This window comes from Planktothrix serta PCC 8927 (assembly GCF_900010725.2).
GTDB classification, from domain to species: Bacteria; Cyanobacteriota; Cyanobacteriia; order Cyanobacteriales; family Microcoleaceae; genus Planktothrix; species Planktothrix serta.
In genome coordinates, this window is record NZ_LR734877.1 from 259533 (window position 1) to 275605 (window position 16073).

Sequence of the window (16073 nt, forward strand, 5' to 3'; positions counted from 1 at the left end):
GATTTAACTTATTTTATTATACATTAATTTAAAATAAAAAGCCGTCCTCCGCTTCGCTAAAGGACGGGGCTTTAAACCCAGAATTTTCGGTAACGGGTGAGGTTAATCTTCAGATTTCTCGAAATCTAAAGCCGCAGAATTCATACAATAACGTTGTCCGGTGGGTTTAGGGCCATCATCAAAAACATGACCTAAATGGGCATCACAAGCCGCACAAAGAACTTCAGTTCGCCGCATGAAGAAACTAACATCACTTTTGCAACTAATATTATCTTCTTTGAGCGGTTGCCAAAAACTCGGCCATCCAGTTCCTGAATCAAATTTTGTCTCGGAACTAAATAACTCGGTTCCACAACAAACGCATTTATAAATACCCTTTTCTTTATTATTATGGTATTTTCCAGTAAATGCGCGTTCGGTGCCTTTTTTGCGAGTTACAGAGAACTGTTCATCAGTTAATTGTTGCTTCCATTCTGCATCAGTTTTCTTGATTTTGTCTACCATAAAACCTCTAGTAAAGTAAGCTTTTTCCTGTTTCCCGTTCCCTACTATAAATATTAGGGTTAGTTACGAGTTAACCATTTTTGTGCATTCAGACGTTGAACAACTCCAAACACTAATAAGTCGAGGGTAATCTTTCGTTCATCCACTAAAAATGATTCAATCGTAGAGGGTTTATTCCCATTTAAAGCACAGGTAAATAGCTTTTGAGATTTGATATCTTCAGTGGGAAAATAGAGATTAAACTGTCGTTTTCCAGCGTTCCATTTACCGACCACTTGCCAACAATCTTGATTTACGCCTAACCCCGAAGGCAGTTGTTCTTTAGCAAATTTGAGGTCTAAATCCTCAACCCCTTGACTATTTAATGCTTTTTGTAATGCCGGAATATAGTCCTGTTGGATAAACTCAACGAAAGGTTTATCTTCTAATGCAGGCGCTTTGGGTTTTTTCTCCGCAGCAGGTTTTTTTTCCTCTTTTTCCGGGGGAGCGGCTTCAGCCTTGGGTTTTGTTTCCTCAGACATGGATACTTCCTTGTTTTAATTTGAACAACAATTTACTGGAATATTTAAGCTATTTTAACAGTTTGTGAGCGAGAAGTCCCCACACTCAGATAGCGGTGTGGGGATGAAAGCGAACACATTTTTAAACTTTATGCTTGACTAAATTACCCCAATCAAAGGATAATAAAGATGTTCTTGATCACCACGACCCAACCTGTACTTACCCGGTGATCAGGCTCTCAGAAGTGTGCCAGGGGACTCGCTCTCGATCTCAGTCTGAGAAGGTGACTAGGGCAATGGCAATAAAAGCGTATCCTGAGTCAGGTCAAAACAAAAACTATATAGGTCTTAGGAACTAGGACTTCTGCGTGGGTCTAGTCTTGTACTGGTAAAGGTAGCAATACTAGAGATGCTAAGTAAGACCAAAGTTAGCTTACTAACAGAGGCATTGGCAAATGATACACGAAGCTACTAGCTTAGGCGAAAAGCTAGGAGTAGTTCACCGGATGATTGATTTCTGTGCAGGGGTGGGAAAACCCTACCCCTGAATTTATGACCCAACCTGCGTTAAATTTCGGCGGAGGCTCGTTCGATTAAACGACGGGCTAAGGTTTGAGTTCCCGTATGGGTATAATAGTTAGTCGTCATGTCTAAAAATGCGGCGACATAATCTAACTTATCATTGGTAATATCGACAAACCCTTGCAGATTTTTAACCACTTTTTCGGGGGTTAAATCATGTTGAGAAACAAAATCACCCATCCAACCCTTGACAGAATCAAAACTTCCTTGAATAAATTGTAATTTTCCTTCAGAAGTTTTCCCAGGAATGACATCATTAATTCGTTTAAAGCCTTCATTTTGTTCTAATTCTTTCGGAGTTAAGTTTCCAATAGTTGATAACGCCGAACTAATAAAATCTGGCCCTAACGGAATTAAACCATCTAAACAAACTAACGCCGTCATCCGCATTAAAGATTCTCCACCATAATCTCCTAACGCAGCTAAAAAATCTCCAATACTATCACCGGGAATTCCATTAATTAAACAAAATCCCACTAATTCAGCCACTAATTTTAGAGATAAATCAATGGCTTGAGCTTTATTTGCTTTGGGGGTTAATTTATTTAAAAACCCTAAAAAACTAACATTTTCTCCAATTTTATTGGCTAAAGCTGCTGTCCCTAAAGCGGTTCCAGCGCTATCAATGGTTTGATATAACCACAATGCCCGTTGATAATCTTGTTCTTGTTTTTTGTCATTATATAGCCATAACGCCCGTTCACTGACTTGTTGAATATAGGCGGGGTCATTTTCTCCTGTAATGGTTTTAACTGTATTTTCAAACCCAACTAAATTATTCCATTGACCGGGAATTACAAAGTCTAACCCGCGTAAAACCATGACGGTAACGCCGCCTGTCGGTAATTCATCAACTAATTCAATAATCGATTTGCTCACAATCGTCCTCCTAAAAAACTATTGTTTAAAAAAAAGCTGATAATATCGAATTTAACGATATTATTTTAGTCTTGATAACCCATTTAAGTCAAATTTTTCGATCCATTCCTCTCGATTATTAGCCCCAAAAGAGGCTGAACGAGATTGAACTTTAACTTGATAGCGGTTAGCGACTAAAATCGCTGTGGTATTCGTGCCTTGAGTTACAGCCGGAAAGCCTTCAATGGTTTGGCTACTGCTTTTATATTTTGTAGCTGCACTAGGATTATTAGCAACATCATTAATCGAAAGCATTGCCACATTTTGTCCGCCTTCGTTCAATTTTGCTTCAGCAAAACCTGTTTTTTCCTGAGTAAAAACAACGTTATATCCATCTTGACTTTTTGGGAAAAATTTATTAAAACTTCCCCCCGAAACAGGTTTCTGTGCAACAGCAGGTTTTGCTGGACTACTAACAGATTGATTCCCCTGCGGCGGTGCGGAAGTTGTTCCTGCACAAGCGGAGACAAATAACGACATTGCCAGGGCGAAAGCAATTAAAATTTTAGGGTATCGTTTGAAATTCATACGTTTAATTAAACAAAAGGTAAAAATAACCCATTATTCCCCTAGGATTGAGGAAAATAACCGTTATTTTCCCTAGTATACGCTTTTTACACAAACCGAGAAGCCAAAAGTTCTATAAAGTTGATTGCATTAAAGATTGAAGATAGTTATACCATCGGACAGCCAGAGGAATTTCAGTAAAGGGAATTTGGACAATTTTAGCAGTATCTTTGAATCTAAATTCTAACGCGATCGCTTTTCCTTTCTCCGGGGGAATATTGGGGTCAATGACTTGATTATCCACTAATAGCCCCAAAGATATCACATCATTGAGGGAAAAGGTTTGTAAATTAATTGGCCCTTTGCGGGTGGGTTTTCCCCAGGTTAAGTCTGTTTCCTTTAACCCCAAGACCGCATAAATATCATATTTAGCTTTATCAAAATTAGTCGCCCAAGTTTGATAGGCTTCCAGTTTTTGGTATTCATTCCAACCCGACCCAGCTAAACCAATAAACACCGCCAGTAGAGGAAGCCACAATAAACCCCGTTCCATTGCTATTTTTACTCCGTATAAATTTATTTACTATGATGCTTTATTTTGAGAACACTAGATAGAATAGAAACACGATGTTTGTTCAGACCCCCGAAACCAGGTTTCTATCCTTGTCTTTAGGGTGTAATCAAGATTTATCCTTCAGAAACCGGGTTTCTGTCAACAATCTAGCATCTAGTCACTAAGCCCAAAGAAACCCGGTTTCTCACGTTTGATGCCAACCTCTCATCAACCCCAAGCGTTGAAAACGATGAAAAAATTTTTCCTCTTCTGCTTATTTTTAATTGGCTTAGGCTGGGCAATTTCTAACTTTTCCGGTCTGGCTAATCAAGGCAGTTATGACAGTATTGTACTCGATTTTCGAGAATCAATAGGAGAACAAGAAATTGCCAACCAAGTTCGGACAATAGCCGAAAAATATCAAATTGTTCCCTATCTCAATAGTGAATTTTCTCAAGCGGATAACGTTTATGTTGTTCGTGGGGATGAAAAACTACTCAAATCCTTGAGAAAATCCCTAGGAAAACAAACGGAATTTATTGAACCCAATTACATTTATCGGGTTGATGAAATTCCAGATAAAAATTCTCAAGCTGCGATTATTTATGATACTGTTAATACCATTCCCAATGATCCGTTATACGGTCAACAATGGAACTTTCGCAGTATTAATATTGAAGGAGCTTGGAGTGAAACCCAAGGGGAAGGCGTTACCGTTGCGGTTATTGATACCGGAGTTAGTCGAGTTCCTGATTTAGAACAAACCCAATTTGTTGAAGGTTACGATTTTGTCAATGATAAAATTGAAGCCTTTGATGATAACGGACATGGAACCCATGTCGCCGGAACTATTGCCCAATCTACGAATAATAATTATGGCGTAACCGGAATTGCTTACAAAGCCAAAATTATGCCCTTAAAAGTATTAAGTGCAGGCGGGGGTGGCACGATTTCTGATATTGCGGAAGCGATTAAATTTGCTGCTGATAATAACGCCGATGTAATTAATATGAGTTTAGGCGGGGGTGGCGAAAGTCATTTAATGCAAGAAGCCATTGATTATGCCTATTCTCAGGGAGTTGTGATTATTGGCGCGGCGGGAAATTCAGGGGAAAATTGCGCCGGATATCCCGCCCGTTATCCTAAAGTTTTAGGTGTGGCGGCGTTAGATGCGGCTGGGAATAAAACCCCCTATTCTAACTTTGGGGCTGGGGTTGATATTGCTGCACCTGGAGGATTAATTCAAGGAGAAAATCAAGTCGGAGGGATATTACAAAATACCATTGACCCTTCAACAGGTGAAGCGGTATTTGTAGCCTTTCAAGGAACCAGTATGGCGGCGCCGCACGTTGCGGGAGTAGCGGCATTAATTAAAGCCAGTGGCGTAACAGAACCAAATCAAGTAATTAATCTTCTCAAAGAATCTGCTCGCAAAGTTGCAGAAGATCCCTTAAATCATTTTGGCGCCGGTCATTTAGATGCAACAAATGCCGTCCATAAAGCATTACAAGGACAAATTACTTTCCGTGATTTCTTCCGATGGTTACGCGATAATGGCTATCTAAATCCTCGGTTTTGGATTGATGGTGGCGCAGTGGCATTATTACCTAAATTAGCAATGGTTTTAGGTTCCTATTTATTAGCTTGGTTTTTGCGAAATTATTTCCCGTTTCAATGGGGTTTGTCGTTTACCGGAGGATTAATTGCTGGGAGTAGTGGTTTATTCTTTTTACGGGGTTTTTATATCTTTGATTTACCCCAATGGCCGATGCGAATTATGGGCAGTTCTGTCCCCGAATTAGGAAGTGCAATTCAGGGAAATACTGTATTAAATCCCATTTTTGCCAGTGTACTGATTCCAGCAATTTTAATTGTATTATTGCTTGGGCATCCGCAATGGAAATGGATTGCAATTGGGATGACAATTGGAACCGCGAGTTGTTTAGGAATTAATGCGATAGTGTCTCCTACTGTTTGGGGATTAGGAACAGGTTGGGTTTCTCAACTGTTCCTAATTTTCAATGCTTTATTATGTTTTGGTTTAGCTCGTTTAGCAATTAAAACTCAAGTGAAAACCGTATGACTATCACAGTAACAGGCACAATTGAACGCAAAGGATTTGGTTTTGGAACCTGGGCATTAGTCAGTGATAACAAAACCTATGAACTGCATAATCCTCCTTCGGATTTGCAAAAATCGGGGTTAAGAGTAACCGTTCAAGGTCAGGTTAGAGATGACGTTATGACCTTAGCAATGGTTGGCCCGGTTTTACAAATAGAATCCTTTGAAACCGCTTAATTCCCCTGATCAATAAGGAATAGGAAGTCGGGAATAGATGATTTTTTCTCTATTCCCAATTCCCAATTCCCCATTCGTAATTCGTAATTCGTAATTCGTAATTCGTAATTCGTAATTCGTAATTCCCAATTTCCTGCTATACCTGTTAACTATGAATTCTTGCTTCTGGATATAAAGTTGATAATAATTGACTTTCTACCGTTGCTAATTCCTCTAATCGTTCTCTAACAATCTCTTGATCAAAATAGGTTGTTGCTAAGACCCAATAAATGCCATAATGTCTAGCTTCCGATGCCATTAACCCGCGATAAAATTTAGCAAGTTCAGGATCAGGACAATATTGAGATAATAACCCTAAACGTTCATGACTTCTGGCTTCAATTAATCCTGAAACTAATAATAAATCTAACATTCTTTGGGGTTCATCCCGTCGTACTTGTTGATTTAAACTAGCGCCATAGGGTGGGGCGGATAGGGGTGCTAAAGCAACGCCTCGCCGTTCTAACCATTGATTCACTTGTTCAAAATGTTCTAATTCTTCTTTAGCAATCGCAGTTAATTCTTTAATTAATTTTACACTAGAAGGATAGCGAAACATTAAATTAATTGCCACTCCGGCGGCTTTGCGTTCACAGTGGGAATGATCGAGTAAGATGGTGTCTAAATGTGCGATCGCTTGTTCAACCCAAGCTTGAGAAGTGGGGGTTTTCAGAAATTTTATTTTAGGTAAATTTGCAGCCGTCATAATTATTTTTAGGTAAAAAATTTAATTGTAATTATTACAGATTTTATTGATCTTGCCAAACGTTTATTTTTTCCATTTCCCCAGCCGCTACAAGTTTGCCATCAGGGCTAAAACTAATGAATGAACTATTAGCACTAAACTCGGCAATTCCCTTTTGAGTTGCCAGGTTCCACAGTTTAATACCTCCAGGAAGACTGGCTGCTGCTAAAGTTGTGCCATCTGGACTAAAAGCAATATCGAAAATTTGTTTTTGATTCGGAAGTGAAGCCAGAATTTTCCCAGTTGCTACATCCCAAATTTGAATAGTTGAACCAGAACCACCACTCGCTAAAATTTTACCATCGGGACTAAAAGCAATACTATTAACCTCTCTTGATCCAGTTAAATTGGCTTGAAGTTTTCCGGTGCTAACTTCCCAAAGTTTAACATTTCCATCTTTACTGCCACTGGCTAAAGTGTTACCATCTGGACTAAAAGCAACTGATGTCACTGGGGCTAAATGTCCTGTAAAAGTAGCCACTTGTTTCCCCGTCGTCATATCAAACAATTTGATGGTGCTATCTCCAATTCCAGCCGCTAAAATTTTACCATCTGGGCTAAATTTGACAGAAAGAACCCAATTAGTTGTTGTTAAAGTCGTGATTAATTGTCCTGTCCCAACTTCCCAAAGTTTGATAGTTTTATCCTGACTGCCACTGGCTAATATTTTGCTATCCGGGCTAAACGCTACAGAGTAAACATAAGATGAATGTCCTTTCAAAGTCATCCGTTCTTGTCCAATCACATCCCAAAGTTTGACAGTTGTATCATTACTACCACTGGCTAAGGTTTTAGCATCGGGACTGAATGCAACAGAATGAACCCATTCTGAATGACCAATGAAGGAATGAATTTTACTCGGTTTCGCCCAAGAAACAGAGGTGACTGGGGCTGGAACTGGTGATGGGTTTGTAGTGGGAGGAGGAGCAACAGCAGGGGTCGGGGGTGTGGTGGCGATGGGGGAGACAGTGACAGCAGGGGAAGCTAAGGGCGTGGGTTCTAGCGTTGGAGTGACGACAGTAGGGGAAGCTAAGGGCGTGGGTTCTAGTATGGGAGGGGGAGGGTTCGTAACGGCTACAGAAGGTTCTACGGGGGAAGGATTAGAAGTTGTTAAGTTCCCCTGAGACAGTATATTAGCCATAGCATCGATATATTTCCATAATTGAAATTTCCATACTAGATATAAACTGCTTCCCATTCCTATAAAAGATCCGACTAAAAATAAGCTAATAAATAACTTAAATCCTGATTTTTTAGGGGTTGGTTGAGGAGGAGAAGTAATCGGTTTAACAGGGGTTTTGCTTTTTTGGGGTTGGATAACCGTTGTATTAATTTTTGGAGGTGGGGGAAGGGGTTTAGATTTAGATTTAGAGGGAGATTTAACCACAGTTGACTGAGGGGGGGAAACTGTTTTCTGGTTTAAAGTTTCTAATGCCGCTTCAGCAGATAAATAACGAGCTTGCCAATCTTCTTTTAAAAACTGATTTAAGACTTGTTTTAATTGAGGATCTTTTAAAGGTTGCTTTAAATAGTCTTGCCATTTTTCTGTCCAGCTATAACCTTGTTTTAACCAGAGTTCATGGGGGACAATTCCGGTTAATAAATGAAAACAAGTAGCGCCCAAACTAAATAAATCACTGGCTGGATAGGCTTCTCCGGCTTGTATTTGCTCAAAAGGTGCGTATCCAAAGGAACCTAAACGAGTCCCGATTTGGGTTGTTACTTTGGCGGTGGCTGATAGCTGTTTAGAAACACCAAAATCGATTAATACAAATTCTCCTTTGCCTCCTGAACGAGAACGTCGCATAATATTTTCAGGTTTGATATCCCGATGAATTACCTGTTTACTATGAATATTCTGAAGGATGGGAAGCAGTTCTAGCAGCAAATTTTTAATCTGTTTTTCATTCCAAAGTCCTTGGCTTTGTAATTCCTGTAATAAGTTTTGACCTTCAATATATTCTTGAACTAAATAGAGTTGTTGATCTTCTTCAAAATAAGCATAAAGTGTAGGAATATGGGGGTTATTTTCACCTAATGCTTGCATTCGTTGAGCTTCTTGCTGAAATAATTCAATTGCTTTTTTTAACGCCCAGGTTCCTTGTACTTTCGCGGCTAACTGTTTAATCACACAAGACGCATTTAACCGATCTATATCTTCCCCTCGATAAGTACGACCAAACCCTCCTTCTCCGAGAAAATTAGTGGGTCTGTAACGGTCTCGTAATCGTTCAATTAATTTTGTACCACAACTTTGACAATGGGTTATTCCTTCTGGGTTTTCCGGTTGATCGCAGGTTGGATTTAAACAGCAAACCATAATTTTAGCCCTGGCATTAACGTTGATTATCCCTCAAAAGGAGTCTGGTCTCCTCTGCTATAATTATACATACAATTTGTTAACTTGATGCCATTCGCTTCAACCGTTTTCAAACATCAAGGTTAAAGAGCAATCACCCATTCTCAACACAATAATAAGCCGGGAGCGTGTTTACAACTTTTTTGTGTCTTTGTGTCTTTGTGGTTAAATTAGGCTTAACCCTTGTCAAGATACCAGCAAAAACTGCTATAACCCTTAACTTTCTGCAATGCGATCTAAGCGTTCTCGAATCGCCAAATTAAACAGCGATCGCTGATTCTTGACTAACTTCAATAAAATTGTTAAAATCAAAATAGTATTGAGGTTAAATTAAATAATGGTAACTAACTCTCCTTCCCTAATCAGTCCGGTTAATAAAGTTAATTATGAAGTAGGTATTAAAAAACTGAAAAATGGTAAATATCAAACCTTTGTTTTAGAATATCCCAGTTTAAAAGCATCAGCTAATAGCAAAGATGAAGCGATTAAAAAATTATCTAAACGGATTCAGAATTTCTTACAAGAGACAGAAATTATTCAATTAGAAATAGAAGTTCCTAAAACTGAGCATCCTTGGTTAAAGTTTGCAGGAATATTTGAAAATGATCCTCAGTTTGATGAATTTTTGCAAGCTATTCAAGATTATCGTAACGAAATTGATGCAGAGGAGGAATAATGATGAGTTTATGGATATTAGATACGGATCATATCTCTGAATTGCAAAGAAGAAATCCCAGAGTGATACAGCGTATTGATGGAATTAATCCTGAACATTTAGCCGTCACAATTATTACAGTAGAAGAACAAGTTAGAGGACGACTTGATGTAATTAGACGCGCGGAACAAGCCAATAATGTACTATTAATACAAAGTTATGCAAGGTTGCGAGAAACTATCAACTTTTTTAAAAATCTTTGTGTCCTTGATTTTGATCAACAAGCTTTCCTTTATTATACAGAATTAAAACGTCAAAAAATTAAAATAGGAACACAAGATTTAAAAATTGCTTCTATTGTTCTCTCTCAACAAGCAATTTTAGTTACTCGTAACCGAAAAGATTTTGAAAAAATACCCAATTTATTAATAGAAGATTGGACGATTTAACCTTTAACTTTCTGCAATTCGGTCTAAACGTTCTCGAATAGCCAGATTAAAGAGCGATCGCACCGACATCCATAACCCAAATAATGATAAAACTAACACAAAAACCGCCCATCCTTGATAATTTCCAATTAATAAAATCGCCCCCGCAATTAAAGTAAATCCTGTCCAACAGATATAAATTAAAGTTTTAATCGCTAAATTAATCCGTCTTAAGGCGCGATCGCTTTCCACAGACCGAACTCTAATTTGTAACTCTCCTTCTTCTAAACGTTCTTCTAAACGACGAATTAACACCTCTGTTTTACTGGGTTGTTGTAATCTAAATTTAATAAAATCTCGCGCCTGTTTTGCTAATTCTCCGACTAAATTACCCCGTTGTTGAGAAATCGTTAAACTCTTGACAAAGGGTTGAGCACAAGCGACTAAACTATATTTAGGGTCTAATGTTCTGGCTAGACCATCTAAGGTGGTTAAAGACTTTAAAATAAACATCATTTGAGCAGGTAAACGGAAAGGTTGCTGCTCAAACATGATATAAATTTCTTCTTTAATTTGATTAAACATCTGAAAATCAACGGGTTTTTCCGTAAATTCTTCTAATAAAAACTTTACCATTTTTCTGACAGGTTTCATATCAGATACAGATTCAATTAATCCAATATCAATTAAAGTATCTAACACGACATCCGTATCTTTTTTTAACACCGCAAAAAAGGCTTTAATCATTTGATCTTTAGCTAACGCTTTGACTTCAGCCATCATGCCAAAATCATAAAAAATTAAATTCCCCTCGACACTAACCGCAATATTTCCAGGGTGAGGGTCAGCTTGGAAAAATCCATCTTGAAGAATTTGTTTTAAATAACAACAAATGCCCAATTGATTGACCCGTTTTAAATCAATTCCATAGGCTAATAATTGGTTGCGATCATCAGCTTTAATACCAGGTAAATATTGCATTGTCAGAACTGTATGGGTGGTATATTTCCAATAGACTTTAGGAACTAAAATCCCTGGATAATTTTTAAAATTCTCTCGAAATCGGTCGGCATTTTTCCCTTCTTTAATATAATCAATCTCTTGATATAAAATCATAAAAAATTCATTATATAATTCATCAAGATTATAAAACTTTGACCAACTAAAATTCCGTTGACAAAACTGAATCATTCGCCGGACTGCTTGCATATCTAAATCAAACAATTGTTTTAACCCTGGACGCTGGACTTTGACAATTACATCTTCTCCGGTATGCAGTCTAGCTTTATGTACTTGTCCTAAACTAGCGGCGGCTAAAGGTTGTTCATCAAAATCTCGATATAATGTAAATAAAGAATTGCCTAATTCTGCTTCAATAATAGCGACAGCTTGATCGGTACTAAAGGGAGGAACTTTATCCTGTAATTTCTCTAATTCTTCAACATATTCTAAGGGTAAAATATCGGCTCGTGTTGATAACGCTTGCCCAATTTTAATAAAAGTCGGCCCTAAATCCAACATGGTTTTAACTAACCAAATTGCCCGTTTTCGTTTCTGTCCAGAGGTATTATTAGCAAGGCTTCTATCCCACCATAAAAAGAACATAAACAGTCCGCAGGCAGTGAACACATCCAATTGTCGAGTCAAGGGAGAATATCGAGTTCGCTGCCAACGAAGCGGTTTAGAATCAATTTGAGTGAGCATGGGAAATAATAAGATGAGAATGAATAAAATTAAAATTTTTAAAAGTAGGCTTTTATGTTCCGACTCTTAAGTCTTAATTGAGAATTTTCGAGTTAAGGCACTCCGGGGTAATACACGCTGAACTTCTGCAACAGTTGTTGCTCCAGTGGTTACTTTTTCTATCGCGGCAATTCGGAAGGATAAAAAGCCTATTTCATACAAATAACGATGTAATTCTGTCAAGGTGCCTTCATAAATAATTTGGCGAATTCGATCATCAACGGTTAATAATTCTACAATTGCTTCTCGCCCTGAATAGCCTGAATAAAAACAGTTAGAACAGCCTCGACCTTTGCGCCAACTGTCGGGATTTGCCTGTTTTAATTCTAACCCTAAAACGTCTAAATCCATCGCTGTTGGTGTATAAGGTTCGGCACAGTGGGGACACACGCGGCGGGTTAACCGTTGTCCGACAATTCCTAATAAGGCATCACTAATTAACCCGGTATCAGGGCCAATATCTTTTAACCGGGGAATTGCACCAATAGCATCATTTGTATGCAGGGTGGTTAACACTAAATGACCGGTTAATGCAGCACGAACAGCCGTATCTGCGGTATCTCGATCGCGGATTTCTCCTACCATAATAATATCAGGATCTTGTCGCAAAATAGCGCGTAATCCCGCAGCAAATGTCATCCCTGCGCGTTCATGAACTTGAGTTTGAGTAATCCCTGGTAAAACATATTCAACGGGATCTTCAACCGTTACAACATTAACATTTTCTGTAGCAACGGCTAACAAACTATTATAAAGGGTACTGGTTTTTCCTGACCCTGTTGGCCCTGTAAAAATAATCATTCCTTGGGGTTGACACAGCCAACTTTTATAGATATTTAATGTGGTTTCTGAAAAGCCTAAATCTTGTAATCCTGAGAAGGGATTTTCTTGGGGTAATAATCGAATTACGGCTTTTTCTCCCCCCACACAAGGCAGGGTACTAACCCGCATATCGAGGGAAACTTCTAAGTCTTGTTCGGAGACATAATTCTCTCCAATTCTACCATCTTGGGGGCGACGACTTTCGGCAATATCCATATTAGACATAACTTTAATTGCCACAATCACTTTCCGTCCAATATCCGAGGGGAGTAGGGTAATATTGCGAAGTAAACCATCAATTCGATAGCGAACTCTTAAGCCATCTTGAGAAGGTTCTAAATGAATATCACTGGCACGATTTCTTAAGGCTCCTGAAATTAAGGTTTTAATTCGAGTCAGTTGATCGGCTGCTTTTGATAAATATAATTCTGTAGTTTCACTAACATTTTCTGATTCGATTTCCCCCGTTAACGGGTTAATTAAGGGACTAGAGGTAATTCGATGAGGATCAAGATTTTGGGCATGATACCAAGCTCGATAACTTTTATCATCAATGGGGATAATTTTAATATCAGAAAAAGTGCGATCGCCCATCATTCTCATCGCATCCATCGAGACTTCTACCGGACATCCTAAATAATAACAATTTCGCCATAATAATAAGGGAATAACTGGAGGTAAAATATTCCGTTCTGGAAATTCTCGGAAAAATCGGAAACTAACCTCTCGATCTAATAATTTTAGATTTAAAATTTTCTGTTCATCGACTAAATTTTTTAAGGCTTGCTCACAGGTAATACTCTGATTTCTCAGTTGTTGCCAAGCGGATAAAACGGGTGTTGTTGCAGTCATGGGGTTAGCAGTGGAATGAGTGTGATGAGATTGAAAGTTGAGTTGAGAAATCTGGGGACATAAATTGATCCTCTACAATAATTATAGAGGGAAGGAATATTTTTTAACCTTTTTTAACTCTAATCGTTCTTATCTGTATCAAGACGACAAAATTAACGCATAATAGAGAATGAACTCCCATCTGGCAATGTTATTCGCTCAACGGTTCAGCTTATGAAAAAACGCTCATTTCCTAAAATTTTGGTCATTGGTCTAGTCGTTTTGGGACTCCTGGGAATTGGGGGGTTTTATGGGTTGTCGGGCCGAAACCCTGCCTCCTTAGTAACAGGTAGCACAAAAACAGCGCCAGAGGCGGCGATGTTTGTGCCTCGGACTGCACCCGCAATGGTTTCATTATTAGTAAATCCAGATCGGTTAGAATCAGTTGGGAAGATTTTAACCTTTTCCCAAAAAAGTAATAATAATCGCATTCAACTCAACCCAATTAAAGAAAGTCTGTTAACAAATACGGGGTTAAATTATGGGCGAGATATTCAACCTTGGTTAGGAAATGAAATCACTTGGGCATTAGTTACCCCTGATCTGGATCGTTCCTCGAATAATGGTCAACAACCGGGGTATTTTGTCGCTTTATCAACAAAAAATTCTCAAAAAAGTCAAGAGGTTTTAGATCAGTTTTGGCAGAAACAAGTCAATGCTGGTTTAGATATTATTTCTGATCAATATCGCGGAGTTAAATTAGTTTATCGTAGACCCTTTGAAGGGGATGTTAACGATACACCTAGTTTAGTCACGGCTACTATTGGCGATCGCTTTGTGTTATTTGCTAACTATCCCAAAGTGATGAAAGAAGCCTTAAATACTGTACAAGCTAATCTGAATTTAAGTCAATCTGAATCCTATCAAAAAGCCTTAAAAGAATTAAAACCAGGAGGAGTTGGGTTTGGATTTTTTAATTTAGGAAATTGGCAATTAGTGACTGATCAACCGGAAGAATTTATCGGTCAACAACCCAGTTTGGCTGTATCTTTAGGAATTAATTCTAAGGGACTTTTAGCAGAAACCGCGTTAATTGCGACCTTAGAGGAAGATACAATAAACCCATCTCCAGCATTTTCCAAACCTGTAGAAGCATTAAACTATATTAGTTCCAATAGTCCGTTATTAATTGCCGGAAAAGACTTAAAACAACTGTGGACAGACTTCTCTAAAATTGCTGCGGTCAATACGGCTTTAGAACAATTTATTGAGCAACCAATAGCCGGAATTAAAAGCTTATGGGGGTTAGATTTACCTCAAAATATTTTCAGTTGGGTGACAGGAGAATATGCCTTAGCAGTTGTTCCTCATGGGGATGAACAATGGGACTGGATTTTTGTGGCCGAACGTTCAGAAAATGCGAATTCAGCAATTGAAAATTTAGATAAAATTGCTACAGAACAAGGCTATAGTGTGGGATCATTTAATCTCAATAATAATACTCTATCAGCTTGGACAAAATTAACTCCTGTGGTTTTGCAGAAAAAGGATAAAGCTAAAACTCAAACCCGGTTAATTCAAGCGAATGCAAAAGGGGTACATTCAACGGTGGGGAAATATGAAATTTTTACGACTTCTGTTGAAGCGATGGATGAAGCTTTAGAAGTGGCAAAAACAGCTAATTTGATTACTGAAGATCCCGATTTTAAAGCCAGTCTTGAAGTTTTACCGCAAATCAATGATGGTTATTTCTATCTGAATTGGCTAACCAGTCGAGACTTTTTGAATCAACAATTACCGTTGTTTAAATTAGTGGAACTTTCCGCTAAACCGTTTTTTGATAATTTGCGATCGTTTACAATTAGTAGTAGCGATCGCGTCGGAAATGTTCAACACGCAACGGTATTTTTAAGACTGCGTTAGTTAATCCAATAAACTCGGTTTCTTAGAAACCGGGTTTCTGTCTAAACTGTAAATCTAAAATCAGAGGTTAAACGATGATGAACTTACTCAATCTTTCTCTCCCTGAGTCAATTCAAACTTTTGTTGAACACCAAGTTGTTAAAGGAGGTTATGCTAATGCTAACGAATATATCCTAGATTTGCTGCGTCAAGAACAAGTAAAAATAGAACGAGTTGAATCTTTATTATTAGAAGGGTTAGAAAGTGGTGAACCGATAGAGTTAACAGATGAATGGTGGGATCAAAAACGTTCTCAATTAATACAACATTTTCAACCAGAGTAATGACTAAAAGAATTATAATCACTCCTAAAGCCAGCCAAGATATTGATGATCATTTTATGTATATTTCTTCGAGAAATCAGAATGCAGCATTACGTTTTTTTGATGCAGTCCGTGAAACCTTAGCAAACTTGGCTAGAATGTCAGAAATAGGGGGTTTGTATCCTATTAATAATGTTCGTTTAGAAAAGTTAAGGAGATGGTCAGTTAAAGGATTTGAAAAGTATTTAATCTTTTATTTATCCTTTGAAGATCGGATTTTAATTGTTCGCATTCTTCACTCGGCTAGAGATATTGAAAGAATTTTAACAGAAGAATAACGGTTGACTATTCTTGATAAAAGCAA

The 16073-nt window shown here is 38.1% G+C and carries 16 protein-coding genes; 7 read left to right on the plus strand and 9 right to left on the minus strand.

Annotated features, from left to right (window positions below; genetic code table 11):
- Positions 1-102 precede the first annotated feature (102 nt).
- The 5 genes from msrB to PL8927_RS17795 form a co-directional block, all read right to left on the minus strand.
- Entirely contained in the window at positions 103-504 is a 402-nt protein-coding gene (gene msrB, locus PL8927_RS17775; protein ID WP_083624199.1) for a peptide-methionine (R)-S-oxide reductase MsrB, read from the minus strand.
- 59 nt (positions 505-563) lie between these two features.
- Positions 564-1025, minus strand: coding sequence for a DUF2996 domain-containing protein (locus PL8927_RS17780; RefSeq protein WP_083624202.1), 462 nt, complete (start codon positions 1023-1025; stop codon positions 564-566).
- A 546-nt stretch (positions 1026-1571) separates the two neighbouring features.
- Positions 1572-2465, minus strand: coding sequence for a hypothetical protein (locus PL8927_RS17785; RefSeq protein ID WP_083624205.1), 894 nt, complete (start codon positions 2463-2465; stop codon positions 1572-1574).
- A 60-nt stretch (positions 2466-2525) separates the two neighbouring features.
- On the minus strand, positions 2526-3032 hold the full coding sequence (locus tag PL8927_RS17790; protein WP_083624208.1) for a hypothetical protein: 507 nt from the start codon (positions 3030-3032) through the stop codon (positions 2526-2528).
- Positions 3033-3144: 112 nt separating this feature from the next.
- Positions 3145-3564, minus strand: coding sequence for a hypothetical protein (locus PL8927_RS17795; protein WP_083624211.1), 420 nt, complete (start codon positions 3562-3564; stop codon positions 3145-3147).
- A gap of 250 nt (positions 3565-3814) precedes the next feature.
- Here PL8927_RS17795 and PL8927_RS17800 point away from each other — a divergent pair, with 250 nt between their 5' ends.
- Positions 3815-5647: a S8 family peptidase gene (locus PL8927_RS17800; protein ID WP_083624895.1), complete on the plus strand. Its 1833-nt coding sequence runs from the start codon at positions 3815-3817 to the stop codon at positions 5645-5647.
- The gene (locus tag PL8927_RS17805; protein ID WP_083624214.1) at positions 5644-5862 is read left to right on the plus strand and encodes a hypothetical protein; all 219 of its coding nucleotides are present in this window, start codon (positions 5644-5646) and stop codon (positions 5860-5862) included. Before PL8927_RS17800 ends, PL8927_RS17805 begins: the two co-directional genes overlap by 4 nt.
- 145 nt (positions 5863-6007) lie before the next feature.
- On the opposite strand, the gene miaE is transcribed toward PL8927_RS17805, so the two are convergent.
- Positions 6008-6607: a tRNA-(ms[2]io[6]A)-hydroxylase gene (gene miaE / locus PL8927_RS17810; protein WP_083624217.1), complete on the minus strand. Its 600-nt coding sequence runs from the start codon at positions 6605-6607 to the stop codon at positions 6008-6010.
- Between the two features lie 43 nt (positions 6608-6650).
- The gene (locus PL8927_RS17815) at positions 6651-8966 is read right to left on the minus strand and encodes a serine/threonine-protein kinase (RefSeq protein ID WP_083624220.1); all 2316 of its coding nucleotides are present in this window, start codon (positions 8964-8966) and stop codon (positions 6651-6653) included.
- Positions 8967-9342: 376 nt separating this feature from the next.
- On the opposite strand from PL8927_RS17815, the gene PL8927_RS17820 reads away from it, so the two are divergent.
- Together PL8927_RS17820 and PL8927_RS17825 are read left to right on the plus strand one after the other, a co-directional pair.
- Complete coding sequence (locus PL8927_RS17820) at positions 9343-9681, plus strand: hypothetical protein (protein WP_083624223.1); 339 nt, start codon at positions 9343-9345, stop codon at positions 9679-9681.
- Between the two features lie 2 nt (positions 9682-9683).
- Positions 9684-10109 (plus strand): type II toxin-antitoxin system VapC family toxin, encoded by a 426-nt coding sequence (locus PL8927_RS17825; RefSeq protein ID WP_083624225.1) that lies wholly within the window; start codon positions 9684-9686, stop codon positions 10107-10109.
- Between the two features lie 3 nt (positions 10110-10112).
- On the opposite strand, the gene PL8927_RS17830 is transcribed toward PL8927_RS17825, so the two are convergent.
- A complete protein-coding gene (locus tag PL8927_RS17830; RefSeq protein WP_083624228.1) occupies positions 10113-11792 on the minus strand; it encodes an ABC1 kinase family protein in 1680 nt (559 codons plus the stop codon).
- Positions 11793-11858: 66 nt separating this feature from the next.
- Positions 11859-13505 carry a GspE/PulE family protein gene (locus PL8927_RS17835; protein ID WP_083624232.1) on the minus strand — a complete coding sequence of 549 codons (1647 nt, stop codon included), beginning with the start codon at positions 13503-13505 and terminating at the stop codon, positions 11859-11861.
- 213 nt (positions 13506-13718) lie between these two features.
- Between PL8927_RS17835 and PL8927_RS17840 the strand changes: the two genes are divergently transcribed.
- The 3 genes from PL8927_RS17840 to PL8927_RS17850 all read left to right on the plus strand — a co-directional run bounded on the left by PL8927_RS17840 (position 13719) and on the right by PL8927_RS17850 (position 16047).
- A complete protein-coding gene (locus tag PL8927_RS17840; protein ID WP_083624235.1) occupies positions 13719-15407 on the plus strand; it encodes a DUF3352 domain-containing protein in 1689 nt (562 codons plus the stop codon).
- 74 nt (positions 15408-15481) lie between these two features.
- Positions 15482-15730 carry a ribbon-helix-helix domain-containing protein gene (locus PL8927_RS17845; protein WP_231506053.1) on the plus strand — a complete coding sequence of 83 codons (249 nt, stop codon included), beginning with the start codon at positions 15482-15484 and terminating at the stop codon, positions 15728-15730.
- On the plus strand, positions 15730-16047 hold the full coding sequence (locus PL8927_RS17850) for a type II toxin-antitoxin system RelE/ParE family toxin (RefSeq protein WP_083624238.1): 318 nt from the start codon (positions 15730-15732) through the stop codon (positions 16045-16047). The genes PL8927_RS17845 and PL8927_RS17850 overlap by 1 nt, the downstream gene beginning before the upstream one ends.
- The last annotated feature ends 26 nt before the right edge of the window (positions 16048-16073 follow it).

Bases quoted from the DNA above. Each gene is read 5' to 3' on its own strand.
- PL8927_RS17805 (WP_083624214.1), top strand. From the start codon at position 5,644: ATGACTATCACAGTAACAGGCACAATTGAACGCAAAGGATTTGGTTTT.
- miaE (WP_083624217.1), bottom strand. From the start codon at position 6,607: ATGACGGCTGCAAATTTACCTAAAATAAAATTTCTGAAAACCCCCACT.
- PL8927_RS17840 (WP_083624235.1), top strand. From the start codon at position 13,719: ATGAAAAAACGCTCATTTCCTAAAATTTTGGTCATTGGTCTAGTCGTT.
- PL8927_RS17825 (WP_083624225.1), top strand. From the start codon at position 9,684: ATGAGTTTATGGATATTAGATACGGATCATATCTCTGAATTGCAAAGA.
- PL8927_RS17830 (WP_083624228.1), bottom strand. From the start codon at position 11,792: ATGCTCACTCAAATTGATTCTAAACCGCTTCGTTGGCAGCGAACTCGA.
- PL8927_RS17815 (WP_083624220.1), bottom strand. From the start codon at position 8,966: ATGGTTTGCTGTTTAAATCCAACCTGCGATCAACCGGAAAACCCAGAA.
- PL8927_RS17835 (WP_083624232.1), bottom strand. From the start codon at position 13,505: ATGACTGCAACAACACCCGTTTTATCCGCTTGGCAACAACTGAGAAAT.
- msrB (WP_083624199.1), bottom strand. From the start codon at position 504: ATGGTAGACAAAATCAAGAAAACTGATGCAGAATGGAAGCAACAATTA.
- PL8927_RS17820 (WP_083624223.1), top strand. From the start codon at position 9,343: ATGGTAACTAACTCTCCTTCCCTAATCAGTCCGGTTAATAAAGTTAAT.
- PL8927_RS17795 (WP_083624211.1), bottom strand. From the start codon at position 3,564: ATGGAACGGGGTTTATTGTGGCTTCCTCTACTGGCGGTGTTTATTGGT.
- PL8927_RS17845 (WP_231506053.1), top strand. From the start codon at position 15,482: ATGATGAACTTACTCAATCTTTCTCTCCCTGAGTCAATTCAAACTTTT.
- PL8927_RS17850 (WP_083624238.1), top strand. From the start codon at position 15,730: ATGACTAAAAGAATTATAATCACTCCTAAAGCCAGCCAAGATATTGAT.
- PL8927_RS17780 (WP_083624202.1), bottom strand. From the start codon at position 1,025: ATGTCTGAGGAAACAAAACCCAAGGCTGAAGCCGCTCCCCCGGAAAAA.
- PL8927_RS17800 (WP_083624895.1), top strand. From the start codon at position 3,815: ATGAAAAAATTTTTCCTCTTCTGCTTATTTTTAATTGGCTTAGGCTGG.
- PL8927_RS17790 (WP_083624208.1), bottom strand. From the start codon at position 3,032: ATGAATTTCAAACGATACCCTAAAATTTTAATTGCTTTCGCCCTGGCA.